Origin of the sequence: Amycolatopsis sp. NPDC059235 (assembly GCF_042754125.1) — a bacterium.
Taxonomy (GTDB): Bacteria; Actinomycetota; Actinomycetes; order Mycobacteriales; family Pseudonocardiaceae; genus Amycolatopsis; species Amycolatopsis albidoflava.
The window spans coordinates 1-24,647 of sequence record NZ_JBHZAG010000116.1 but is presented as its reverse complement, the minus strand read 5'-3'; the positions used below and the strand labels follow the sequence as shown (position 1 = coordinate 24,647).

17 protein-coding genes and 1 tRNA gene are annotated in these 24,647 nt (G+C 68.6%); 11 read left to right on the top strand and 7 right to left on the bottom strand.

Annotated elements, in window-relative coordinates; translation table 11 throughout:
* Positions 1–106: 106 nt before the first annotated feature.
* Both ACFXI3_RS42265 and aceE read right to left on the bottom strand, forming a co-directional pair.
* Entirely contained in the window at positions 107–1,318 is a 1,212-nt protein-coding gene (locus ACFXI3_RS42265) for an alpha-hydroxy acid oxidase (RefSeq protein WP_344272429.1), read from the bottom strand.
* Between the two features lie 104 nt (positions 1,319–1,422).
* Positions 1,423–4,218: a pyruvate dehydrogenase (acetyl-transferring), homodimeric type gene (aceE, locus tag ACFXI3_RS42260; RefSeq protein ID WP_378407443.1), complete on the bottom strand. Its 2,796-nt coding sequence runs from the start codon at positions 4,216–4,218 to the stop codon at positions 1,423–1,425.
* Between the two features lie 399 nt (positions 4,219–4,617).
* Here aceE and ACFXI3_RS42255 point away from each other — a divergent pair, with 399 nt between their 5' ends.
* The 5 genes from ACFXI3_RS42255 (at position 4,618) to ACFXI3_RS42235 (ending at position 8,170) form a co-directional block, all read left to right on the top strand.
* Complete coding sequence (locus ACFXI3_RS42255) at positions 4,618–5,052, top strand: DUF3052 domain-containing protein (RefSeq protein WP_067591158.1); 435 nt, start codon at positions 4,618–4,620, stop codon at positions 5,050–5,052.
* 55 nt (positions 5,053–5,107) lie between these two features.
* Positions 5,108–5,572 (top strand): peroxiredoxin, encoded by a 465-nt coding sequence (locus tag ACFXI3_RS42250; RefSeq protein WP_020657595.1) that lies wholly within the window; start codon positions 5,108–5,110, stop codon positions 5,570–5,572.
* A gap of 46 nt (positions 5,573–5,618) precedes the next feature.
* A tRNA-Val gene (locus tag ACFXI3_RS42245) sits at positions 5,619–5,693 on the top strand.
* Positions 5,694–5,997: 304 nt separating this feature from the next.
* Positions 5,998–7,908: a hypothetical protein gene (locus ACFXI3_RS42240; RefSeq protein ID WP_378407441.1), complete on the top strand. Its 1,911-nt coding sequence runs from the start codon at positions 5,998–6,000 to the stop codon at positions 7,906–7,908.
* A gap of 52 nt (positions 7,909–7,960) precedes the next feature.
* Positions 7,961–8,170 (top strand): hypothetical protein, encoded by a 210-nt coding sequence (locus tag ACFXI3_RS42235; RefSeq protein ID WP_378407439.1) that lies wholly within the window; start codon positions 7,961–7,963, stop codon positions 8,168–8,170.
* Between the two features lie 373 nt (positions 8,171–8,543).
* Here the strand turns inward: ACFXI3_RS42235 and ACFXI3_RS42230 are convergent, their stop codons facing one another.
* Entirely contained in the window at positions 8,544–9,728 is a 1,185-nt protein-coding gene (locus ACFXI3_RS42230; protein ID WP_378407437.1) for an aminotransferase class V-fold PLP-dependent enzyme, read from the bottom strand.
* 45 nt (positions 9,729–9,773) lie between these two features.
* On the opposite strand from ACFXI3_RS42230, the gene ACFXI3_RS42225 reads away from it, so the two are divergent.
* Positions 9,774–10,388, top strand: a complete 615-nt coding sequence (locus ACFXI3_RS42225; RefSeq protein WP_344272446.1) for a GntR family transcriptional regulator — start codon at positions 9,774–9,776, stop codon at positions 10,386–10,388.
* Positions 10,389–10,392: 4 nt separating this feature from the next.
* Positions 10,393–11,154, top strand: a complete 762-nt coding sequence (locus tag ACFXI3_RS42220; RefSeq protein WP_378407435.1) for a metallophosphoesterase — start codon at positions 10,393–10,395, stop codon at positions 11,152–11,154.
* A 3-nt stretch (positions 11,155–11,157) separates the two neighbouring features.
* Here the strand turns inward: ACFXI3_RS42220 and ACFXI3_RS42215 are convergent, their stop codons facing one another.
* The 4 genes from ACFXI3_RS42215 to ACFXI3_RS42200 form a co-directional block, all read right to left on the bottom strand.
* The gene (locus tag ACFXI3_RS42215) at positions 11,158–12,783 is read right to left on the bottom strand and encodes a CocE/NonD family hydrolase (protein ID WP_378407433.1); all 1,626 of its coding nucleotides are present in this window, start codon (positions 12,781–12,783) and stop codon (positions 11,158–11,160) included.
* 111 nt (positions 12,784–12,894) lie between these two features.
* A complete protein-coding gene (locus ACFXI3_RS42210) occupies positions 12,895–13,839 on the bottom strand; it encodes an asparaginase (protein ID WP_378407431.1) in 945 nt (314 codons plus the stop codon).
* Entirely contained in the window at positions 13,836–15,272 is a 1,437-nt protein-coding gene (locus tag ACFXI3_RS42205; RefSeq protein ID WP_344272459.1) for an amino acid permease, read from the bottom strand. The genes ACFXI3_RS42210 and ACFXI3_RS42205 overlap by 4 nt, the downstream gene beginning before the upstream one ends.
* Entirely contained in the window at positions 15,269–15,946 is a 678-nt protein-coding gene (locus ACFXI3_RS42200) for a FadR/GntR family transcriptional regulator (protein ID WP_378407445.1), read from the bottom strand. Before ACFXI3_RS42200 ends, ACFXI3_RS42205 begins: the two co-directional genes overlap by 4 nt.
* Positions 15,947–16,350: 404 nt before the next feature.
* On the opposite strand from ACFXI3_RS42200, the gene dnaE reads away from it, so the two are divergent.
* The 4 genes from dnaE (at position 16,351) to ACFXI3_RS42180 (ending at position 24,259) form a co-directional block, all read left to right on the top strand.
* Positions 16,351–19,941 carry a DNA polymerase III subunit alpha gene (gene dnaE, locus ACFXI3_RS42195; protein ID WP_378407429.1) on the top strand — a complete coding sequence of 1,197 codons (3,591 nt, stop codon included), beginning with the start codon at positions 16,351–16,353 and terminating at the stop codon, positions 19,939–19,941.
* On the top strand, positions 19,941–21,410 hold the full coding sequence (locus ACFXI3_RS42190) for an MFS transporter (protein ID WP_344281292.1): 1,470 nt from the start codon (positions 19,941–19,943) through the stop codon (positions 21,408–21,410). The genes dnaE and ACFXI3_RS42190 overlap by 1 nt, the downstream gene beginning before the upstream one ends.
* Positions 21,411–22,156: 746 nt before the next feature.
* Positions 22,157–22,966, top strand: coding sequence for a MerR family transcriptional regulator (locus ACFXI3_RS42185; protein ID WP_378407427.1), 810 nt, complete (start codon positions 22,157–22,159; stop codon positions 22,964–22,966).
* 102 nt (positions 22,967–23,068) lie between these two features.
* A complete protein-coding gene (locus tag ACFXI3_RS42180; protein WP_378407425.1) occupies positions 23,069–24,259 on the top strand; it encodes a low temperature requirement protein A in 1,191 nt (396 codons plus the stop codon).
* Positions 24,260–24,647 lie beyond the last annotated feature (388 nt).

Here is a 24,647-nt window from a genome sequence, read left to right as displayed (position 1 = left end):
CGCTGGATACCTCGTTACGCCGACCGCACCAACCCGGGCTGAAGGTCCGTGAAGGGCTCCTTGAGGGAATCAGATTCCCTCAAGGAGCCCTTCACGGACGTCGGGCTCAGCGGAGCGTGGCGTGGGTGGGGCGCAGGTCGTCCACCCGCCGGACCCCGAGCAGCTGCATCGTGCGGATCATCTCCGTGCGCAGGATGTCCACGCAGCGCTGCACGCCGCGCTCGCCGCCCGCCATCAGGCCGTACAGGAACGCGCGGCCGATCAGCACCGCGTTCGCGCCGCGGGCGAGCGCGGCCACGATGTCGCCGCCGGACAGGATTCCGGTGTCCACCCAGACCTCGGCGCTGTCCTGGATCTCGTCCAGCGTCGCGGGCAGCAGCTCGATCGGCGTCGGCGCGCGGTCGAGCTGGCGGCCGCCGTGGTTGGACAGCAGCACCGCGTCCGCGCCGTGTTTCACCACGTCACGCGCGTCGTCGACGTTCTGCACGCCCTTGATCACGAGCTTGCCCGGCCAGGTCTGGCGCACCCAGTCGAGGTCGTCGAAGCTCAGCGTCGGGTCGAACAGCTTGTCCAGCAGTTCCGCGACGGTGCCGCCGAACCGGTTGAGCGACGCGAAGTTCAGCGGCTCGGTGGTCAGCATGTTGAACCACCACGCCGGGTGCATCGCGCCGTCCACGAACGTCTTCAGCGTGATCGCGGGCGGGATGGTGAGGCCGTTGCGGACGTCGCGCAGCCGCTGGCCCGCGACCGGGGTGTCGACGGTCAGCAGGAGCGTGTCGTACCCGCTCTCCCACGCTCGATTCATCAGATCTTCGCCCGCGCCGTGGTCGCGCCACACGTACAGCTGGAACCACTTGCGCGCGTCCGGGGCGGCCGCCGCGAGGTCCTCGATCGACGTGGTGCCCATCGTCGAGAGCGCCATCGGCATGTCGTTGCGCTGCGCCACGCGGGCCACCGCGCGCTCGCCCTCGGTCTGCATCATCCGCGTGAACCCGGTGGGCGCGAACGCGAACGGCAGCGCCGAGCGCTTCCCGAGGATCTCCCTGCTGGTGTCCACATCGGACACTCCGCGGAGCACGTTGGGCCGGAATTCCACGCGGCGGTAGGCCTGCCGGGCGCGGCGGAGGCTGTCCTCGAGTTCGGCCGCGCCGTCGGTGTAGTCGAACGCCGCGCGCGGGGTGCGTTTGCGCGCCAGCATCCGCAGATCGGCGATCGTGTGCGCGCCCGCGAGGCGCCGATCGGTCGGGTTCAGCACGATCGGCTTCGGCCGCAGGATCTCTTTGAGCTCGCTGGGCCGGGGCAGGCGACGCTGGGTCACGCTCGACCACCTTTCGTCAGGCATCCGGATACATCCGATGTCTACCTTAAAGCAGAGACCCCTCCAGAACATCGTCCTGGAGGGGTCCCCGAGTCAAGCAGCGGTCACGCGTTGCCGGAGTCGGACGTCTGCGGCCCGGCGGCCGCCACGTCGTCGAGCCGGTAGCGGCGGGCCGCCTCGGCGACCTTCGCCTGGTCGAACTCGCCGCGCTTGGCGAGCGCGGACAGCGCGCCGACGGTGATCGACTCGGCGTCCACCAGGAACTTGCGCCGCGCGGCCGGGCGGGTGTCGGAGAAACCGAACCCGTCGGTGCCGAGCGTGAGCATGTCGGTGGGCACCCACGGGCGGATCATGTCCGGCACCGCGCGCATCCAGTCCGACACCGCCACGACCGGGCCGGAAACCTCGGCCAGCTTCTGCGTGACGTACGGAACCCGCGGCGTCGCGTCCGGGTGCAGCAGGTTCTCGTGGTCGATCTCCACCGCTTCGCGGCGCAGCTCGCCCCACGACGTCGCCGACCACACCGCGGCACGCACGCCCCACTCCTCGGCCAGCATCTTCTGCGCCTTGAGCGCGTCCGGCATCGTGACGCCGGAGACCAGCACCTGCACCTCCGGCCCGTCGCCCTCGGGGGCGTCGGAGTACCGGTAGAGGCCCTTGAGCACGCCGTCGACGTCCAGGTTCTCTGGCTCGGCCGGCTGCTGGTAGGGCTCGTTGTAGATGGTGATGTAGTAGAAGACGTTCTCGCCGTTGCCGTCCGGGCCGGTCTCGCCGTACATCCGGCGCAGGCCGTCCTTGACGATGTGGGCGATCTCGAACGAGTAAGCCGGGTCGTACGCCACCACGGCCGGGTTCGTCGCCGCCAGCAGCAGCGAGTGCCCGTCCGCGTGCTGCAGGCCCTCACCGGTCAGCGTGGTGCGGCCCGCGGTGGCGCCGAGCACGAAGCCGCGAGCCATCTGGTCCGCCGCCGCGTACAGGCCGTCTCCGGTGCGCTGGAACCCGAACATCGAGTAGAAGATGTAGATCGGGATCATCGGCTCGCCGTGCGTCGCGTACGACGTGCCGACGGCGGTGAACGACGCGGTGGAACCCGCCTCGTTGATGCCCTCGTGCAGCAGCTGGCCCTTCTCGGACTCCTTGTACGCCAGCATCAGGCTCGCGTCGACCGAGGTGTAGGTCTGGCCGTGCGGGTTGTAGATCTTGGCGGTCGGGAACATCGAGTCGAGGCCGAACGTGCGCGCCTCGTCCGGGATGATCGGGACGATCCGCTTGCCGATCTCCGAGTCCTTCGCCAGCTCGCGGATGAGCCGGACGATCGCCATCGTGGTGGCGACCTCCTGCTTGCCCGAGCCCTTGCGGACGCCCTCGTAGACCTTGTCGCCGGGCAGCACGAGCGCCTTGGCGGTCTTCGGGCGGCGCTCCGGCAGGTACCCGCCCAGCGCCTTGCGGCGGCCGCGCATGTACTCGATCTCCGGCGAATCCGGGCCGGGGTGGAAGTACGGCGGCAGCTTCGGGTTCTTCTCGAGTTCCTCGTCGCTGATCGGGATCCGCTGCGCGTCCCGGAACAGCTTCAGGTCGTCGAGGGTGAGCTTCTTCATCTGGTGCGTGGCGTTGCGGCCCTCGAACGACGGGCCGAGGCCGTAGCCCTTGATGGTGTGGGCCAGGATCACCGTCGGCTGGCCGTGGTGCTCCATGGCCGCCTTGTACGCCGCGTACACCTTGCGGTAGTCGTGACCGCCGCGCTTGAGGTTCCAGACGTCGGCGTCGGACAGGTCCTTGACCAGCTCCTTCGTTCGCGGGTCGCGGCCGAAGAAGTGCTCGCGGACGAAGGCGCCGTCGTTGGCCTTGTACGTCTGGTAGTCGCCGTCCGGCGTCACGTTCATCAGGTTGACCAGCGCGCCGTCGCGGTCGGCCGAGAGCAGCGAGTCCCATTCGCGGCCCCAGATGACCTTGATCACGTTCCAGCCCGCGCCGCGGAAGTAGGACTCCAGCTCCTGGATGATCTTGCCGTTGCCGCGCACCGGGCCGTCGAGCCGCTGCAGGTTGCAGTTGATCACGAAGGTCAGGTTGTCCAGGCCCTCGCCCGCGGCCACGTGGATCAGGCCGCGCGATTCGGCCTCGTCCATCTCGCCGTCGCCGAGGAACGCCCAGACGTGCTGGTCGGAGGTGTCCTTGACGCCGCGGTCGCGCAGGTAGCGGTTGAACCGCGCCTGGTAGATCGCGTTCATCGGGCCGAGGCCCATCGACACCGTCGGGTTCTCCCAGAACTCCGGCATCAGCCGCGGGTGCGGGTACGACGGGAGGCCGCCGCCCGCGCCCGCGTGGCTGAACTCCTGGCGGAACCCGTCGAGCTGCTGCTCGGAAAGGCGGCCCTCGAGGAACGCGCGGGCGTACATGCCGGGGGAGGCGTGGCCCTGGAAGAAGACCTGGTCGCCGCCGCCGGAGTGGTCCTTGCCGCGGAAGAAGTGGTTGAAGCCGACCTCGTACAGCGCCGCCGACGAGGCGTAGGTGGAGATGTGGCCGCCGACGCCGACGCCCGGCCGCTGCGCGCGGTGCACCATGATCGCCGCGTTCCAGCGGATGTAGCGGCGGTAGCGGCGCTCGATCTCCTCGTCGCCCGGGAACCACGGTTCGTTCTCGGTGGGGATCGTGTTCACGTAGTCGGTCGACGTGAGCGCCGGGACGCCGACGTTGCGCTCCCGGGCGCGCTCGAGGATGCGCAGCATCAGGTACCTGGCCCGCTGCTGGCCCCCTCGGGCCAGCGCCTCGTCGAAGGAGTCCAGCCATTCGCTGGTCTCTTCCGGGTCGATGTCGGGAAGGTGCGCCGCGAGTCCGTCACGGATGACGCGTACGCGAGCCGGGGTCTCCTTGCCGGAGGCGCCGTCGTTCTGCGGGGCCAAGGGGTCTCCTTGTAGCTGGTTGTAGCCGTTGTAGCTGGTGGGCGGGAGTGTTCGCCGACGTCCATGGTCGTCCCGGTTGGGGTTCCCGTCACCTGTACTGCCCGGTAACATCGGCCGCCCGAGTGTCGCCACTCCCCGCGCACGGTGTATCGCGCGCGCGTTTTCTCTCCTCCACCCTAAAGGAGGCTCCCGGGGAGAGCTTCGCAGTGGTGGGGTACTGAGTGCCACCCGGAGTCGGGCGAGCGGGCGGCAAGCCCCTACGCTGCAGACACGACTTGCCAAAGATCCGGTGTGGACGGTTGCGCGCAGCGCCGCGTCAGTGTTCGCTGTTCGACAACCGTGTATCCGAGTGCGGCGGACCTACTGCCGCGCTCCGTCGTAGTTGGAGGAGTGGAAGCAGTGGTCGCCGCGGGAGACGCAGGCAGTGCCGGCGTCGCCGAAAGCCTTGGCATCAAGCCGGACATGGTGGTCCAGGAGATCGGCTGGGACGAGGACGTCGACGACGACGTTCGCGCGGCGATCGAGGAAACGATCGGCGGTGAGCTCCTCGACGAGGACGCCCAGGAGGTCATCGACGTCGTGCTGCTGTGGTGGCGCGACAACGACGGAGACCTCGGGGACGCGCTGGTGGACGCGCGCGGTCCGCTGGAGGAGGACGGCGTGATCTGGGTGCTGACCCCGAAGACCGGGCAGCCCGGGCACGTCGAGCCCAGCGACATCGCCGAGGCGGTGCCCCAGGTCGGGCTCGCCCAGACGGCGAACATCAGCGTGGGCCCTGGCTGGCTGGGCACCCGGCTGGTGTCTCCGAAGTCCTCGAAGGCCAAGCAGCGCTGAGGCCGCGATAGGGTGGGCGGCACGCTCGTGTTCGCTCTGGAGAGGAATCGCCGGTATGGCCGTCGAGGTCGGTTCGCAGGCCCCTGACTTCACGCTCAACGACTACAACAAGCAGCCGGTCACGCTGTCGCAGTTCAAGGGCGACAAGCCGGTCCTGCTGGTGTTCTACCCGTTCGCCTTCAGCGGGATCTGCACCGGCGAGCTGTGCCAGCTGCGCGACGAGTTCGGCGACTACGACGGCAAGGGCGTCCAGGTGCTGGGCGTCTCGGTCGACACGCCGTTCTCGCTCAAGGCGTGGGCCGAGGTCGAGGGCTACCAGTTCCCGCTGCTGTCGGACTTCTGGCCGCACGGCGAGGTGGCGCAGAAGTACGGGGTGTTCAACGACCAGGCCGGGCTCGCCGTTCGCGGCACCTTCCTGATCGACACCGAAGGCGTGGTCCGCTTCGCCGAGGTCAACGCGCCCGGCGAGGCGCGCGACCAGGCCGGGTGGAAGAAGGCCGTCGAGGAACTGACTGCCTGATTTCTGTCTTTCGCTCGCCGGGGCGGGGTTTCCCGCTCCGGCGCGCGGGCGCATAGCTCAGCGGAAGAGCACTCGGTTTACACCCGAGCGGTCGCAGGTTCGAACCCTGCTGCGCCCACCACGATCGGGCTGACCCCATCCAGTGAAAGCTTCACTGGATGGGGTTCGTCGTTTTCGCCCTCCAGAGTGCCTCCGGAGGCCGCGAAGGGCGTCCGGGAGCCCGTTTCCGGCGGGTGACGTCTTCGCCCGCCTCAGCGTCCGTTCCAGTGCCGTGGCGAGGCCCGGGCCGGGCGGTGCCGAAATCGTCGCGGAGGGTCCGTCGCGCGCTGCTCCAGACGGGTCAAGCCGGGCAATCGGCGTAATGGCTTTCCGGGCCGTGCCGACTAGCACAGGCAGATTACGCCGCATCGGGACAGGGGAGCCCCATGAGCGAGGGCGACGGGCACGGCACGCGTATTCCTCGGGCGCTGAAGGTGTTCGGCTCGCGGGTCGACAAAGTCGTGCAGGACACCGGATTTCCGAACGGGCGGTTCTCGTCGCCCCGGCTCGCGGTGTTTCTGCTGTCGGCCGTCCTGCTGGGTTTCGCGGTGATTTCCTGGGGGCCGGGTCACGACGGCACGCTTCCGATCGTCGTCGTGCGGAGCTGCCTCGGCGTGGTCGGCTTCTGCGGTCTCGTCCACCAGCTCTACTGGCTGCTGTTCGCGCGCAGGTTCGTTTATCTGTACGGGCACAAGAAAATCCCGCGGAATCCGGAAGACGGCATCGGGAAATCGGTCCACGACGACATCAACGCCTGGTATGTGCGGAAGCTGCTCGACGAGGGCTACGCGCACTACGGTTCGCTCGACCTGAACCTGGCGGTCGAGCTTCTGCTGGAGCCGCACAAGTCCAACCTGCGCATCACCGAGGAGATCCTGACCGAGGGGCCGCTGGCGAAGCACTCCGTCACCAAGGACATCCGGATTCCGAAGGTGCCGGAGAAGGGTCCGCTGCTGGTGCCGGTGGCCGATTTCCCCAAGGGGCTGCTGTTGGACGGGCTGGAGGTGACGGTCGATTCGAAACCGGCGACTACGCTCTCCTACGACGAAAGCCTGCGCGTTTCCGCGGCTCTGGTGCTGACCACGCGGGCGGCGGAGGAATTGAGCGGCGTCGACGTCGGCAGCGGCGACGACGTGGTCTTGCCCGACGGCGCCGCGTTTCTCGCGGAGCTGCGCAACCGGGTGGCTCCGGACATCTACGAGGTGGTGCGGCCGGCCAGCAGCCTCACGCACGAGGACAAGTCGGTCACCGACCTGATGCCTCCGGCCGAGGACGACCATTCCGTGCCGTTGCGCGGCGAATGGCTGGTGGCGCAGCTGCGGACGAATTACGTCTTGTACGCGCTGGTCGACGAGCCGAAAGCGGCGCTGAAGATCACGTACAGCCGCACGACGGCGCTGCACGGGTCGGAGGCGGTCAAGTCGGAGCGCGGATGGCGGCAGAACTGGGCCGCGGAGATCCGGTTCAGGTGGGGCCAGTTTCCCTCCCGGATCACCCTGACCACCCCGCTGATGTACAAATGCGAGAGCTATCATCTGCGGATTTCGCTGCCGGACGGCCTTTACGTGCACACCCATGAGATCCACAAGCGGGTGAGCGCCTCGGAACTGGAGCCGATCCAGCAGGAAAGCTTCAAGCGCACCACGAAGAATTCCGGGCCTATCGACACCAACAAGCCGATGATCCCGACTTACATGCGCGCCAGGGACCATCGAGCGCTGCCGTATGCGCACTTTTACGCCCGCAACGGCTACGACATGGAGCGGATTCTCCACACCCACGTGCTGAATGTCGTCGAAAACCCCTTCGCGACCCTGCGTCTCGCGGCGACCCTGCTGTTCTTGTCCGCCCTGGGATTGATCGTCGCGGGAATCACTTTCGTGAATTCTTCGGGGGACTACAACCTCAAGAGCGGCGTGGTCGCGGTCGTGGTTTCCGCTCCGGGAGTGCTGTCCTCCTGGTCAAGGCAGGCTTTCGGCGTCGAAGCCCTGCGGCGCGCTTCGCTGACCACGCAATTCGCGTTGCGCGCCACGACGCTTTTTTCCTTCGCCGGTCTGGTGGTCGCGGTATTCCAGGATTCCGGATTGCTGCACTGGAGGATCAACCTCCGCTTGCTGGCTTCGGACGGCTTTTCGCTGCCGATCCACGACGGCGTCTGGCTGGTCCTGTCGCTGGCGGCGATGACCGCGAGCATGTTCGCTTGGTGCCGCTACCACAAAAGGCGGATGCAGTACCTCGCACTGCGTAGGCGATCTCTTACTTCCGTCCACAATCGGAGCATCGGAGAGGCTGTTTAGCCGTGTTACAGTTCGTGGACTGTGTTCGCCCGAGCAGGAAAAGAGTGCAGTCGTGAATGATCCGATGACGGTGGAGATGCAGGGCGAGGCGTTCACGTATCCCGCGGTCATCGAGGAGGACGCCGACGGCCGGGATCTGGCCAAGGCCACCAAGGTCCTGCAGTCGCTCTCGAAGAGCCAGATCAAGACCCTCATGGGGGAAGTGGGCGACTGGCCCGCTCCGCCGGCGCACATCAACAAGGACCACACCAGCGGCGCCTGACCGCCGCGCCGGAAACGGCTGGGTCCCCGGTCGTTCGAGCAACGCTTTCCCGGACCCGGCGACGTGGGCCGGTCCGTGGTCCCAGGAGAAGGCTGCCGGTTCAGCACGTTCCTGATCCGGTCGCCTGCCTCCAGTCCGGCCAGTGCGCGGTGATGGAGGCCGAGCAGGGTCGGTGCGTCAGCCGCCCGAACACAAGAGAAAGCCCCCTGGACCGGGTTCCCCCATCAATCCCGATCCAGGAGGCCTTTTCCTCCCCCGGCCCCGTCGGGCCTGCCCCCTCGACAGGCCCGGCCGCAGCGCACTCCGCGGGTGTACGCGAGACAAGAGGCGGCTTCGGCGGTGCTGGATACTGCGTCAAACGGGTGATCTCCGACTACCGCGAGAGCGCGGCGACCTCGCCGGTCAGCCGGTCGATTTCCTCCTCGGTGTTGTAGTAGTGCACCGACGCGCGCACCAGGTCCGGCAGGCGGCGGGCGGTGAAGTCGTACTGGGCCGACGACGGGTGCGCGACGCTCGTGTTGATCTTCGCCGCGTTCAGGCGGTCCTTGATCTCGTCCGCGGGCAGTCCGTCGACGCTGAAGGTCACGAGACCGCACTTGCGCGCGCCGGCGTCGTGCACGGTGACTCGGTCCAGGTCGGCCAGACGGGTGCGCAGAGTCGCGGCCAAGGCGGTGACCCGCTCTTCGATCGCGGGCAGGCCCCATTCCATCGCGTAGTCCACGGCCGCGCCGAGGCCGAGCACGGCGGCGAAATCGCGTTCCCACACTTCGAAGCGCTTCGCGGTCGGGTCGACCACGTACTCGGCGGGGGAGGTCCACTTGGCCGAGTGCAGGTCGAGCATCGCCGGTTCGAGGCGGTCGCGCAGACGCGGGTGCACGTACAGGAAGCCGGTGCCGCGCGGGCCGCGCAGGTATTTGCGGCCGGTGGAAGTCAGTGCGTCGCAGCCGATTCGTTCGACGTCGAGGTCCAGCTGGCCGGCTGACTGGCACGCGTCGAGCAGGAACGGGATGCCTGCCTCGCGCGCGACGGCGCCGATTTCCTCGGCGGGGTTCACCAAGCCGCCTTGCGTGGGCACGTGGGTCACCGCGATGAGCTTCACGTCGGAGTCGATGCGGCGGCGCAGGTCGTCGACGTCGAGCTGGCCGGTTTCGTCGTTGCCCACGACCTCGACGGTCGCGCCGGTGCGGCGGGCGATCTGCAGGTAGGCGATGGCGTTGCTGGCGTATTCGGCGCTCGCGGTGAGGATCCGGTCGCCCGGCGCGAACGGCAGGGCGTAGAAGATCGCTTGCCACGAACGGGTCGCGTTGTCGCTGAGCGCGATGTCTTCGGGAGCGGCGTTGAGCAGTCGCGCGACCGAGGTGTACACGCCGTCGAGGCGGTCCTTGGCCTCTTCGGCCGCTTCGTAGCCGCCGAGCAGGGATTCGGTGCGCAGATAGTCGATCACGGTGTCGGTGACGCGGGCGGGCGGGAGGGCGGAGCCGGCGTTGTTGAAGTGCGCGACTCCGACGCAGCCGGGCGTTTCGTACCTTGCGCGGTCGACATCGAAAGAGCGGGCCATATGAACTGAATACAGTACGTGTGATCTGTGTGCAATACTCATCACATGGTCAAGAGACTGATGCGCGGTGAACTTATCGAGGAGATCACCGCGCGCGTCCTCGACGGACGGTTTCCCGCGGACACCCGGATCAACGAAGTCCGCCTGGCGAGCGAACTCGGCGTGTCCCGGACGCCGTTGCGCGAGGCGCTGATCGGCCTCGCCGACCGCGGGCTCCTCGTCGCCGCGCCGGGCCGCGGATTCCTCGTCGCGCCGTTCGATCCGCAGGAGGCGCGCCGGCTGTACCCGCTGGTCGCCGAACTGGAAGCGCTCGCGCTGCGCTGGACGTCGCCGCTCGAACTCGCCTCGCTCCCGGACGCCCTCGACCGGATTTCCGACGAGATAGCCGATTCCTGCGATCTGCCCGCCGCGGACGACCGCTGGCACGCGATGCTCACTTCCCGCTGCGACAACCCGCATCTGCTGCGCTTGATCGAGCAGACAAAGCCGTTGCTGAAACGCTACGAGACGGCATACTTCGGCGGTCGGGACCGAGCGGCGGAGAGCGTGGCCGAACACCGCGAGATCGCGGCGGCACTGCGGGCGGACGACCTGCCCGGCGCGTCCGCGCTGCTCGTCCGGAACTGGGTGAAAGCGTTGGCGTACTTGAAAGGGAGCTGATCCGGTGCGGGTTTTCGCGCATCTCTCGGACATCCACCTCGACGGCGGCGATCGCGCCGACGCACGGGCCGCCGCGGTGACGCGGTACCTGCGAAACCTCGAGGAGCCGGTCGACGCGGTCTTCGTCACCGGCGACATCGCCGATCACGGCCTGCCCGAGGAGTACCGGCGCGCGGCGGAATTGCTCGACCTTCCGGTGCCCGTGGTGATCTGCCCCGGCAACCACGACGTGCGCGCGTCGTTTCGCGAAGCGCTGCTGGGAGAACCGGCCAGCGACGCCCCGGTGAACACCGCGACCAAGGTGGCCGAGGTGCTGCTCGTGTCGTGCGATTCGACGATCCCGGGCAAGGGCGCCGGCTACCTCGCCGACGAGACGCTGACCTGGCTGGACGACACGCTCGCCGCGCACGACGGTCCGTCGTTCGTCGCCTTCCACCATCCGCCGCTCGACGTCGGCGTGCCGCTGGTGGACCGGATCCGCCAGACCGGCGAAGACCGGCTCGCCGCCGTGCTGAAGCGGCATCCCGACGTCGCGGCGCTGCTGTGCGGACACGTGCACACCGGCGCGGCGGCCGAGTTCGCGGGCGTTCCGGTGCGGATCGCGCCGGGCGTGGTGTCCGGGTCGCTGCTGCCGGTGGAACCCGGCGCGGGGCGCGGCTGGGACGAGGGCGGGCCGCTGGACTTCGACAGCCCGCCGTCGCTTCTGCTGCACGTGCTGCACGACGACGGCAGGCTGACGACGCATCAGCGCGCCGTTATCCAGTAAAGGTCACCGAGTGAAGACCGGCACCGTCACCAGGGACGGCCGGGTCTCGTCGTGGAACACCTCGAACCGGTTCGGCGTGCTGCGCACCGCGGACGAAACCCGTTCTCCCGTACCGTGATTGCGCGCGAAGCGGGGGAACGCGCCGCCCGCGACCTGCACCCGCAACCGGTGTCCGCGGCGGAAGCGGTATGCGGTCGGGTCGAGCTCCACCTCGGCCCGCACCACACCGTCGGCATCGGGTTCCGGTGAACCGGGACGGAGCCGCAGGATGCCGTCGGTGACGTTGCGCGAGATCCCGCCGGGGTCGACGTCGCACAGCCGCACGTACACGTCGGCGTCGGGAAGCTCGGTCCGCACGAACACGGTGGCGGCCACATCGCCGATCACGTCGACGTCGTGCACCAGCGGTTCGCCGGTGAACACCAGCACGTCGTCGCGCGCCTCGGTCGCGGAATTGTCGCGCTGCTTCGTCTTTCCCATCAGCAGCGGCCCGCCGACGGCCGGGGTCGGGTCTGTCGGGTCGTAGGCGAACGGCGTGGGCAAGGCCTCGCCGGGGACCGTTTCGCCGAGACCGCCGACCGGCCGCAGGTGGGCGTGCGTGGGCTCGGAAGGGGGCGGCCAGTGGTCGAAATCGAGCCAGGCGGACGCCTGCTGCAGGAAGATCCGCACGGGGGAGCGCTGCAGCTGGGTGCGGTCGCCGGCGAGGTGCGCGCGCAGGAAGCCGAGCTGGTCCTGCATCAGCACGCGGAAGCTGGCCGGTTCGCCGTGCGACCACGGCCCGACGGTGATCCGCGGCGACCGTCCGGCGTCCTGCAGCGTGCGGAAGTCCCGCAGCTGCGCGCGGATGAACAGGTCGTACCAGCCGGTGACCATGCTGACCGGCACCTCGAGCTTCGCCACTTCGGCGCTGTGATCGGACATCGCCCAGAAGTCGTCGTCCGGGTCCGCGTGCTCGGTGACGTCCTGCAGGAACTGCACCGGTTTGCCGATCGCCACCACGTCCGCGCCCGCGATCGGCAGATACGCCATCGCGTTGCGCGTGCGCCGCGTCTGCAGCGGGTTCGGCACCAGGGCGAACCGCTCCTCCTGTCTGCCGATCATGGCCGACCAGGACACCATGTTGTCCGCCGCGAGCACCCCGCCCGGATAGAACGTGCTGACGAATTCCGACGCGGTGATTCCCAGGCACATGGCTTCCAGCGGCGGGTCAAGGTACGGGCCGATCGCCCATTGGGTGTGGCCGAGGTAGCTGGCGCCCGCCATCGCGATCCGCCCGTCGCACCAGGGTTGCGCGCGCAGCCATTCGGCGGTGGCGATGCCGTCTTCGCGCTCGTGGTGGAACGGGCGGAATCGGCCTTCCGAGCCGAACGTGCCCCGGACGCTTTGGAGGATTGTCTGCAGGCCGTGGCGGGCGAAGGTTTCGCCGAAGAGCCTGGCCAGCGGCCCGGTGCGGCCGTAGGGGGTGCGGATCAGGACCGCGGGGCCGGTGGTCAGGCCGGGCGGGCTGAACCGGTCGGCCAGGAGGTCCGTGCCGTCGGGCATCGGGATGCGCAGGTCCTTGTCGGCGATCGGCGCCGGGCCTTCGGCGGCGGGGAGACCGAGCAGTCGGTCGACGATTCGGTTCAGCACGTGGTCGAACGTACGCGAGTTGTCAGGGGCTCGTCGTCTGGCGGCGACATTGTGCCCGGTCGTGCGCGAGGAGGGGCTGGGCGCCTCGATAGCCGGGTGCGCCGGCGCCGGTCAGGCGGCGAGTGCGTCCGTCACTCGAAGGGCGGGATCGCTGAAGGGAGCAAGCAACTCCGCGTCGACGCCCGCTCGTGCCAACGCAGCCGCGAGCACCGCTGGGCGGGCACGGTCGCCGCCGTCCGCGATCTTCAACGCTACTGCGGTTCCGTCTGGCAACGCGGCTAGTTGCACGGCCTCGAAACCGTCCTTCGCGATGAGCCCGGGCACGGTCTGCATGAGCCGGGTGACGTCGCGTCGGCTTCCGGCCACCAGGTCCGGGTGCTGCCGGATTCCGTTGGCCACCAACGATTCCGGCGAACCGTCGGGCGCGGTCGCGATCCGCGACGCAGCTCGCGCCAACCCACGCAGGGAGAGCGCGAACAGCGGCGCACCACAGCCGTCCGTCGCCACTCGTGGCACGGTTTCCCCGGTCAGGTCCTCGACGGTTTCGCGGATCGCGCGCTGCAGCGGATGCGTCGGATCGAGGTAACCCTGGACGTCCCAGTGCTGCTCCTGACAGACGGCCAGCATCGCGGCGTGCTTGCCGGAGCAGTTGTGCGCCAAGCGCGACGGCTTCCGGCCAGCTGCGATCCAGGCGTCCCGTTCGACTGGGTCGTACGGCAGGTCGGCGGGGTTGCCCAGGTCAGCTTCGGTGAAGCCGCGGCTGGTCAGCACGGCGGTCGCCGCCTCCAGGTGCCGTGGTTCGCCGGAGTGGCTGGCTGCGGCGATCGCGAAACCGCGCGGATCCAGGCGCAGCCCGAGTCGTGCCATCGCGGCGGCTTGCAGGGGTTTCGCGGTCGAGCGCGGGTACATCGCGACGTCGGGATCGCCTGCCTCGAACAGCGTCGAACCGTCGGGAGCGAGGACGACGACCGAACCGTGGTGTACGCCTTCGACCATGCCATCGCGCAGCAGATGGACCAGCGGGACGTGCCGCGGTTCGCGTTCCTGCGGGGTCACGACGCTTCTGCCTTGTCGAACGCGCTCATGTCGATCCGCTTGCGCACCGCAAACCAGCCGACCACCAGTGCGACGACGATCACCGGCAGCGCCATCAGGGTGATCCGGCCGGTCTTGTCGAAGCCCATCAGCACGACGACCGCGGCGAGGAACACGAGCGTCGCGATTTCGGTGTAGGGCGAGAACGGCAGCCGGAAGTGCGGCCTGGTTACCTCGCCGCGCTTGGCCTTCCGCACGAACAGCAGGTGGCTGAGCACGATGATCGCCCAGGTGCCGAGGATGCCGACGGCGGCGAAGTTCAGCACGATCTCGAACGCGTCCTTCGGCACCACGTAGTTCAACCCGACGCCGATCACACACACCGACGACGTGAGCAGGATCCCGCCGTAGGGCACCTGGTTGCGGTTCATCACGCCGGTGAACTTCGGCGCGGATCCGGCCAGCGACATCGAGCGCAGGATTCGCCCGGTCGAGTACAGGCCCGAGTTGAGGCTGGACAGCGCGGCGGTCAGCACGACCAGGTTCATGATGCTGTCCGCGTAGGGCACGCCCAGCTTCGACAGCACTGTGACGAACGGGCTTTGATCGGCCGAGTAGGCGTTCCACGGCAGCAGCATCGCCAGCAGCACGACCGAGCCGACGTAGAACAGCGCGATCCGCCACATGATCGAGTTGATCGCCTTGGGCACGACCGCCTTCGGGTTCTCCGTCTCGCCCGCCGCGACACCGACCAGTTCGCACGACGCGTAGGCGAACACGACGCCCTGCACGATCAGGATCATCGGCACGATGCCCGCCGGGAAAACGCCGCCGTGGTCGGCGATCAGCTGCGGGCCGGGCGCGTGGCCGTCGATCGGATGCTGCGTCACCAGCAGGAAGATGCCGACGAGCAGGAACAGCACCAGCGCGGCGACCTTGACGATCGAGAACCAGAACTCCATCTCGCCGAACAGCTTCACCGAAACGAGGTTCAGCGACAGCACGACCGCCAGCGCGATCAGCGCCAGCACCCACTGCGGGATCGGCGTGAAGAACGACCAGAAGTGCGCGTACAGCGCGATGGCGGTGATGTCCGCGATGCCGGTGGTCGACCAGTTGAGGAAGTGCATCCAGCCCGCGATGTACGCGCCCTTCTCGCCCATGAACTCGCGCGCGTAGGACACGAACGCGCCGGACGACGGGCGGTGCAGGATCAGTTCGCCGAGCGCGCGCACCACGAAGAACGCGAAGAGCCCGCAGACCGCGTACACGATCGCGAGCGCCGGGCCGGCCTGCGCGAGCCGTCCGCCCGCGCCGAGGAACAGACCGGTGCCGATCGCGCCGCCGATGGCGATCATGTTGATGTGCCGGGATTTCAGCGCCTTGCGGTATCCGGCGTCGCCCGCGTCGGCGGTGTCCGCCTCGGCAGTCGCGGGCAGGGTTTCTTCAGTCACGCGGTGGTACCTGTTTCTGCTTCGCCGGCGCGGGCCGGCCGTACGATCGTGGTCAGGGTCTTCTCGACGTGGTCGAGATGCTCGGTCATCGCGGCCGCCGCCGCTTCTTCTTCGCCTTCGGCGATCGCCGTGACGATGCGCCGGTGCTCGACGTTCGACTGCGTCCGCCGTCCGCCGAGCTGGTTCAGGAACGCCGACTGGCGGGCCAGCGCGTCGCGGATCTCTTCGATCACCTTCGCGAACACCGGATTGCCTGATGCCCGTGCGATCGTGACGTGAAACTGTGAGTCGAGCGCCACCCACGCGGCGTCCGCGGTCTCGGCGTCCATCCGGTCGACGAGATCGGCGAGCCGGGCGAGCTGGTCGGCGTCGCGGCGGCGCGCGGCGTACGCGGCCACCGGGACCTCGACGTGCCGGCGCACCTCCACCAGGTCGCGGGCCGAGTAGTCGCCGAACGTAGGGTTCTCCGGCGGGCCGCTCGCGGTGACGAACGTGCCGCGGCCGGTGCGCGACACGGTCAGCCCGAGCGCCTGCAGCCCGCGCAGCGCCTCGCGCACGACCGAGCGGCTGACCTCGAACTGCCTGCTCAGCGCGGCCTCCGACGGCAGCTGGTCGCCGACCGCGTACTCCCCGCGTTCGATCGCCTCGCGCAGGTAGCCGAGCACGGCCTCCATCGCGCTGACGCGCCGGGGGAGCGGTCCGGCTGCCCGGCTGTCAGACAGGTTCACGCGTCGGATCGTCGGTTCCGGCCCGGCCGCTGTCAAGCGGTGCGAGGGCCCCTTTCTGGGAGGTTGTGGCTTGGTTCACGCTCCCGGGTGACTCTCGGCCGCTCGGCTCCCGGCGGGCCCGGTTTTTGTCGGTGCCGGGTGCGACTGTGTCCGGGTACGGGAGAGCGCACCGGTGATCACCACCGGGAACGCGTCCGGTGCGCCGCCCGGCGCGTCGGGGCCCGCGCCCGGCGGTTCGGAGGGAGGATGCCGGGGCGCTCTCCGAACTCGCGGCGGACTAGGGTGGGCAGCCCGGGCCCGCCGCGTCGACCGGAGCCGGGAAGCCGTCTGCCTAGGGGAGGTTTTCGCTGGTGTCGAACGATTCTTTCGTCCACCTGCACGTCCACACCGAGTACTCCATGCTGGACGGTGCGGCGAAGATCGGTCCCTTGTTCGCGGAGGCGGCCCGGCTGGGCATGCCCGCGGTGGGGATGACTGATCACGGGAACATGTACGGCGGGGACGAGTTTTTTCAGACGTCGAAGAAGCACGGGATCAAGCCGATCATCGGTATTGAGGCGTATGTGGCGCCGGAAAGCCGGTTTCACAAGAAGCCGGTGTTCTGGGGGCAGTCGAACCAGCGGGGTGCGGACGAGCTGGGCGAGGGCGGCGATGTGTCGGGTGCGGGTGCGTACACGCACATGACGATGCTGGCGGGGAACGCGACGGGTTTGCGGAATTTGTTCAAGCTGTCGTCGCTGGCGTCGATCCAGGGGTATTACCGCAAGCCGCGGATGGATCGGGAGCTGATCGCGGAGAACGCGGCGGGGATCATCGCGACGACGGGGTGTCCGTCGGGCGAGGTGCAGACGCGGTTGCGGCTGGGCCAGCGGGAGGCGGCGATCCAGGCGGCGTCGGATTACAAGGACATTTTCGGGGCGGGGAATTTCTTCCTGGAGCTGATGGACCACGGGCTGCCGATCGAGCGGTCGGTGCGCGAGGGCCTGCTGGAGATCGGGAAGCTGCTGGACCTTCCCCCGCTGGCCACCAACGACTCGCATTACGTGACGAAGGACCAGGCGGACACGCACTCGGCGTTGTTGTGCGTGCAGGCCGGGAAGACGTTGAACGACCCGACCCGGTTCAAGTTCGACGGGGACGGCTACTTCCTGAAGTCGGCGGACGAGATGCGGGAGTACTGGGACAAGGAGGTCCCGGGCGCGGCGAACAACACGCTGCTGATCGCGGAGCGGGTCGAGTCGTACGAGGACGTGTACACGCACAAGGACCGGATGCCGGTCTTCGACGTCCCGGAAGGCCACACCGATGCTTCCTGGCTGCGCCATCAGGTGGCCGAGGGCCTCAAGTGGCGGTTCCCCGAAGGCGTCCCGGACGGCTACGAGGAGCGCTGCGACTACGAACTCGGCGTCATCGAGGGCAAGGGCTTCCCGTCCTACTTCCTCATCACCGCCGACCTCATCCAGCACGCGCGGGAGGTCGGCATCCTGGTCGGCCCCGGCCGTGGTTCCGCGGCGGGCGCGCTGGTCGCGTACGCGCTGGGCATCACGAACCTCGACCCGATCCCGCAGAAGCTGCTGTTCGAGCGGTTCCTGAACCCGGAGCGCATGTCGATGCCCGATATCGACATCGACTTCGACGACCGCCGGCGCGGCGAGATGATCCGGTACGCCACCGACAAGTACGGCGCGGACCGGGTCGCCCAGGTGATCACCTTCGGCACGATTAAGACCAAGGCGGCGATCAAGGACTCCGCCCGCGTGCACTACGGCCAGCCGGGCTACTCGATCGCGGACCGGATTTCGAAGGCGCTGCCGCCGCCGATCATGGCCAAGGACATCCCGCTGTCGGGCATCGTCGACTCGAAGCACGAGCGCTACGCCGAGGCCGCCGAGGTCCGCACGCTGGTCGAGACCGACGAAGAGTGCAAGACGATCTTCGACACCGCCCGCGGCCTCGAAGGCCTGATCCGCAACGCCGGCGTGCACGCCTGCGCGGTGATCATGTCGAGCGAACCGCTCACCGACGCGATCCCGGTGTGGCAGCGCGACGACGGCTCGATCATCACCGGCTGGGACTACCCGTCGTGCGAGGCCATCGGCCTGCTGAAGATGGACTTCCTCGGCCTGCGCAACCTCACCGTCATCGGCGACGCGCTGGAGAACATCAAGGCCAACCGCGGCGAGGAGATCGACCTCGACCGGCTCGGCTTCGACGACCCCGAGTCGTACAAGCTCCTCGGCCGCGGCGACACGCTCGGCGTGTTCCAGCTCGACGGCGGCGCGATGCGCGACCTGCTGCGGCGCATGCTGCCGACCGGGTTCGAGGACATCATCGCGGTGCTCGCGCTGTACCGCCCCGGCCCGATGGGCATGAACGCGCACAACGACTACGCCGACCGCAAGAACAACCGGCAGCAGATCAAGCCGATCCACCCGCAGCTGGAGGAACCGCTGCGGGAGATCCTGTCCGAGACCTACGGCCTGATCGTCTACCAAGAGCAGATCATGCAGATCGCCCAGAAGGTCGCGGGCTACACGATGGGCCGAGCGGACACGCTGCGGCGCGCGATGGGCAAGAAGAAGAAGGAAGTCCTCGAAAAGGAGTACGAGGGCTTCGAAGAGGGCATGAGGTCCAGCCCGCTGGTCGAGGGCGGCTTCTCGCCGGAAGCGGTCAAGGCGCTGTGGGACACGATTCTCCCGTTCGCCGGGTACGCGTTCAACAAGTCGCACGCCGCCGCGTACGGCCTGATCGCGTACTGGACCGCCTACCTCAAGTCGAACTACACCGCGGAGTACATGGCCGCGTTGCTGACGTCGGTCGGTGACAACAAGGACAAGTCCGCGATCTATCTGTCGGAATGTCGCCGGCTGGGGATCAAGGTGTTGCCGCCGGACGTGAACGAGTCGGCTTTGCGGTTCGCGGCCGTCGGGAGCGACATTCGCTTCGGTCTGGGCGCGGTGCGCAACGTGGGCGCGAACGTGGTGGAGTCGATCATCAAGACGCGCGAGGAGAAGGGGAAGTACTCCTCGTTCACCGAGTTCCTGGACAAGTCGGAGCTGGTGGCCTGCAACAAGCGGGTGATCGAGTCGCTGATCAAGGCGGGCGCGTTCGACTCGATGGGCCACACGCGGCTGTCGATGATCCAGGTGCACGAGGACGCGGTGGAAGCCGTGGTGCCGCTCAAGCGCCAGGAAGCAATGGGCCAATTCGACCTGTTCGGCTCGTTCGGCGCCGAGGACGGCGACGCGGCCGAGGCAGCGCCGTCGTCCTCGCCGCTCGCGCACCTCAAGTTCGGCGAAGAGGAGTACCCGCGCAAGCAGCTCCTCGCCTACGAGCGCGAAATGCTGGGCCTGTACGTGTCGGCGCACCCGCTCGACGGGGCCGAGCGCATCCTGCGCAAACACGCGCCGAAGCCGATCGCCGCGCTGCTCGCCGACCCGCCGAAGGAGGGCGAGGTCGTCATCTCCGGCCTGCTCACCTCGCTCGAACGCCGGGTCAACAAGAAGGGCGAGCCCTGGGCGATCTGCACCGTCGAGGACATGGACGCCGCGCTCGAGGTGCTGTTCTTCGCCAAGGCGTACTCGATGTTCGCCGCGGACCTGGTCGAGGACAACGCGGTGCTGGTGAAGGGCCGGGTCAACTGGCGCGAGGACAAGATGTCGGTGTTCGGCGGCGGGCTCGTGCCGCTGGACCTGTCCGAGATCGGCAACGGCGACGAGGAACCGCCGCTGGTGCTGCTGGCCGCCGCGGAGAAGATCGACCAGGCGGTGGTCAGCGAACTGAAGTCGACGCTGCTGGCGCACAAGGGCGATACGCCGGTGCACCTCAAGCTCGTCGGCAAGAACCAGACGGTCTTCGCGCTTTACGATTACCCGGTGAAGGTCAGTTCGATGCTCATCGGTGAGCTCAAGGGCATCCCTGGGATCACCGCCAACACCTGATGACCGAGGCGGAGCCGGACCCCCGCCGCTGGCGGGCGCTCGCGGTCACCCTCGCCGCCGGGTTCATGACGTTGCTGGACGTCAGCATCGTCAACACGGCTCTGCCCTCGATCCAGCGCGACCTGAACACCGGCGCAGGCACCATCCAGTGGGTGGTCTCGGGCTACGCGCTCACCTTCGGCCTGGTCCTGGTCACCGGCGGTCGGCTCGGCGACGCGCTGGGCCGCCGCCGGATGTTCCTGATCGCGCTGGCCGCGTTCGTCGCGACGAGCGCGCTCGCCGGAGCGGCCTCCGATCCGGCGACGCTCGTCGCCGCCCGGCTCGCCCAGGGCTGTGCCGCGGGCATGCTGACGCCGCAGAACAGCGGCCTGATCCAGGATCTGTTCCGCGGGGCCGAGCGCGGCCGGGCCTTCGGCATGTTCGGCGCGGTCGTCGGCATCTCCACCGCGGTCGGGCCGGTGCTCGGCGGCGTGATCCTCGCGCTGTTCGGCGATCCGGACGGCTGGCGGTGGGTGTTCTACGTGAACGTGCCGATCGGCGTCGTCGCGTTCGGGCTCGCGATGAAGCTGCTGCCGCGCGCGGACCGGCGGAAGTTCCGGCTGCGCACGGAAATCGACTTCGTCGGGATCGTCCTGCTGGCCGTCGCGGTGCTCGGCGTGCTGCTGCCGCTGGTGCAGTCCGAACGGGGCGGGCTCGGCCGGTTGTGGTGGCTGTTCGGGGTGGCGATCGTCTTCGGCACGGCGTTCGTGTGGTGGGAACAGCGCGTCACGCGAAGGAACCGGCCACCGCTGCTGGACATCCGGCTCTTCACCGGCACTCCCGGCTACGCCAGCGGCGCGGCGGTCGGGGCGCTGTACTTCTGCGGGTTCGCCGGGATCTGGCTGGTGTTCGCGCTCTTCTTCCAGCAGGGGCTCGGATACACGCCGCTGCAGTCGGGCTTGGCGGTCACGCCGTTCGCGCTGAGCTCGGCCGTGACCGCGGCCGTCGCCGGGCGGCTCGTGACCCGGTTCGGCCGGAGGCTGACCGTCACCGGGCTGAGCATCGTCGCGCTCTCGCTGCTGTCGGTGGCGTTGGTCGTGCAGTGGGTGCCGCCGTCGGCCGCGGGATTCGCTGTGGCCGGTCCGCTGCTGATCGGCGGAATCGGCGGCGGGATGGTGATCTCGCCGAACACGACGCTCACCCTCGAATGCGTGCCGAACCGGCTGGCCGGCGTCGCCGGGGGAGCGCTGCAGACCGGACAGCGGATCGGCACCGCGATCGGCACGGCCGTGCTGGCGTCGGTGTTCGAATCGGTGGTTCCCGCGGCCGGGCACCAGACCGCGCTCACCGCCGCGATGTGCTGCGCGGCCGGCCTCACGCTGGTCGCGCTGGCGTTCGCGACCCTCGAACTCCGCGCCCGCAGGAGGCGTGCCATCCTGACGGAGGACCGCCAAGCTGCGCAGTCCGCAGCGAATATTCACCGTACGTAATCTGGCAACTCTTATCTTGCCTGTTCGGTGAGCTACTTACCGCCACCAGGTGATACTCCATCCGGGTGACAGGTGACCTTCGGCCCTAGTGCTACTCAGAGCAACCGAGTAGACCTTATGGAGCCTTCAGAACGACACTTTGGCTACCTACAGTGGCAATTCGTTCGATCGACCGGGGATGGGTCGATCGGCCGAGCGGCCCGGGAGTCCGAAGTTCCGGGGAATGGACACCCGGAGTCGCATTCCGGTACGAAATTCGTCGGCGTCCGCGGGGGACCGTACGGCGAATCGCCGGGGCACTGCCCGGAGTGGCCGGCCGAGTGCGCGCGAAGGCAACGGGGCGGGCCCGGGCGAGGGGGAACCGGGCCCGCCCGCCTTTCCCTTCCCCGGCTCGACCTTGCCCGCAGGCCGGCCGCCGATGTTCCGACCGGGGCTTGTCCATGCCGCTCGACGTCGCCCCGGGCTGCCCGCGGAGGTTCCGAGCGGGTCTTGTCCGGGGCGCTCGACGTCGTCGTCGGACCCAGGTCGCACGACCCTGAGCGCGTCGAACTCTGTCCGTGCAGGTCGACCTTGTCTTCAGGCCCGGCTGCGCGGCTCTGGACGTGTCGAATGCTGTCCGTGCCGTGTGCCCGTTGTCTTGGGGTCCGATCGCACGGCTCCGCGCGTGCCGAAAACGCTGACCGTGCCTCTTGACCTTCCCCTCGGGGACGGCCCCACGCTCAGAGCGTTCCGAACGAGGGAGACCCATGACGGACCTGCTCGCCATCGGCGCGTTCGCGCGCCTGGCCCGCCTTTCGCCCAAAGCACTGCGGCTCTACGACGAGACGAACCTGCTGCCGCCCGCCCGCGTCGACCCGGACACCGGCTACCGCTGGTACTCGCCGGGCCAGCTCGACCGGGCCCGCCGCGTCGTCCAGTTGCGCGGGCTCGAGATGCCGCTGCCGCGGATCCGGGCCGTCCTCGACCTGCCGCCGGACGCAGCGGCGGCCGAGGTCCGCGCGTACTGGGAGGAGCAGGAGCGGGCGTGGCACGGGAAGCGGGAACTCGCCGGGTTCTTCCTCGACCAGCTGGCAGGGAAGGAAACCCCGATGTACGACGTGTCCGTTCGCGAAATGCCCGCCCGCACGCTGCTCGTCACCTCCGAGCACCTGACCGCCGACCGGATCGGCGAGTTCGCCGCCCCGCTGTTCGCCTTCTTCGGCGGCCCGGCGGTCCCGCGCCCGGAAGGCAGCGCCGGACGGCCGTTCCTGCGCTATCACGGAGAAATCAGCAATGACAGCGACGGCCTGGTCGAGTTCTGCTGCCCGATCGACCCCGAAGGCGGGGACATCGCCTTTCCGGAGATGACGCTCAGCACCGACGACGCGGGCCGCGAGGCTTACGTCACCGTGCCGAAGGCGAACATGATGACCGCGCTCGGCGCCGAGTCGCTGCACCGCTGGCTGGCCGGCCACGACGTCGAAGCCGACTGGAAGCCGCGCCAGATCTTCCTGTGCGATCCCGGGGCTGCCGCCCTCGACGATCCGGTCTTCGAACTGGCGGTCCGGCTGCGCTGAGACGTCCGGTTTCACCCGGTTCCGGCTGCTCGGGAATGTCGCGCTCGCGCACGGCCGTCGATCATGTTGGGATGGCCGCGTTCTGCGAAGAGGGGAGCGCTCATGGCCCACGAGGCATCGCCGGGCAACCGGATCCGGGTGTGGTACCGACCGATGCGGGCGCGCGACACCAGTGAAGGACACCGCGCGTCGACGCCGCTGGAATTGCTGTTCGACCTGTGTTTCGTGGTCGCCGTCGGCCAGGCCGCCGCGCAACTGCACCACGCGCTTTCCGAAGGCCACGTCGGGCACGGGGTGCTCAGTTTCGGGATGGTGTTCTTCGCGATCTGGTGGGGCTGGCTGAACTTCAGCTGGTTCGCCTCGGCGTTCGACACCGACGACGTGCCCTACCGGCTGGCCACTCTCGTCCAGATCGCCGGCGGCCTGACTGTCGCGGCCGGCGTGGACAAAGCCTTCGCGGGCGACTTCACGATCGTGGTCATCGGATACGTCCTGATGCGGCTCGCGGCAGTCGCACAGTGGTTGCGCGCGGCGCGGCAGTCACCGGAATTGCGCACGACCGCGTACCGCTACGCAGCGGGGATCACGGCCTGTCAGATCCTGTGGATCGTCCGGCTCGCGATTCCCGGCACCGCGGGGTTCGTCGGCTTCTTCGTCGTCCTGGTCCTGGAACTCGCCGTGCCGGCGTTCGCGGAAGCGCGGACCACCACTCCGTGGCACTCGCGTCACATCGCCGAGCGGTACGGGCTTTTCACGCTGATCGTGCTCGGCGAAACCGTGCTCAGCGCCACCAACGCGGTGAAAGAGGGGATCGCGGAGGGCGAGCACACGGGGGAGCTGGTGTCGCTGGCTGTCGCGGGCCTGGTCCTGGTGTTCTCGATGTGGTGGCTGTATTTCGACCAGCCGGGGCACGCCCGCCTCGAGCGCGGCAACTCCCGGTGGACCGCGTTGAGCTGGGGATACGGGCACTACCTGATTTTCGGTTCGGCCGCGGCCGTCGGCGCCGGGCTGGAACTGGCGGTCGGCTTCGACAGCGGGCAGGTGCACGTCAGCGGCATCGTGACCGCGCTGGCCGTGACGATCCCGGTCGCGATCTTCTTGCTCAGCGTGTGGCTGCTGCACATCGGCCCGACCAACGAATGCCGTCCGATCGCGATCGGCTTCCCGGCGGCGGCCGTGCTCGTGCTCGCGGCGTCGTTCGGCCCGGCGCCGATCCACGTGACGGCGGCCCTCGCGGCGATCCTCGTCGGGGTCACGGTGATCGCGACGCACGGGGAGCGCGAGCCGGGCTGACCGCCCTCGGGTCTCGGCCGCCGGATCGACGCAGGTCAGGGGCTTGGCGCGAAAAAAGGGACCCCCCTGTTCGAGGGCTGCTTCGGGCCGTGTAATGTTCTCTTCGTCGCCAGGGAAACCCGGCGGCCACCGGGAACACGAACCAAGCTCCCACAGTAGTGGTAGAGTGGGTGGTCCCAAACCTCCGGAGCTGAACCAGCCCCCGACGAAGCCTCGAGCTTCCCAGGGTGTAGAGTTGGACTCCGGAAAAACAAAAGCTTGAAATAACGCATCGAGCTTGGCCTGGTTGATTCCGGGTTTGGTTCGGGGTGTGTTGCTTGAGAACTCAACAGTGTGCTAGTGAACTAAGCCAGTAGAGCTTATATGAAACCCCCTCGTCGGGGTTTCC

Bases quoted from the DNA above. Each gene is read 5' to 3' on its own strand.
- ACFXI3_RS42240 (WP_378407441.1), top strand. From the start codon at position 5,998: ATGAGCGAGGGCGACGGGCACGGCACGCGTATTCCTCGGGCGCTGAAG.
- ACFXI3_RS42200 (WP_378407445.1), bottom strand. From the start codon at position 15,946: ATGGAGGCCGTGCTCGGCTACCTGCGCGAGGCGATCGAACGCGGGGAG.
- ACFXI3_RS42190 (WP_344281292.1), top strand. From the start codon at position 19,941: ATGACCGAGGCGGAGCCGGACCCCCGCCGCTGGCGGGCGCTCGCGGTC.
- ACFXI3_RS42250 (WP_020657595.1), top strand. From the start codon at position 5,108: ATGGCCGTCGAGGTCGGTTCGCAGGCCCCTGACTTCACGCTCAACGAC.
- ACFXI3_RS42230 (WP_378407437.1), bottom strand. From the start codon at position 9,728: ATGGCCCGCTCTTTCGATGTCGACCGCGCAAGGTACGAAACGCCCGGC.
- ACFXI3_RS42180 (WP_378407425.1), top strand. From the start codon at position 23,069: ATGGCCCACGAGGCATCGCCGGGCAACCGGATCCGGGTGTGGTACCGA.
- ACFXI3_RS42225 (WP_344272446.1), top strand. From the start codon at position 9,774: ATGGTCAAGAGACTGATGCGCGGTGAACTTATCGAGGAGATCACCGCG.
- ACFXI3_RS42185 (WP_378407427.1), top strand. From the start codon at position 22,157: ATGACGGACCTGCTCGCCATCGGCGCGTTCGCGCGCCTGGCCCGCCTT.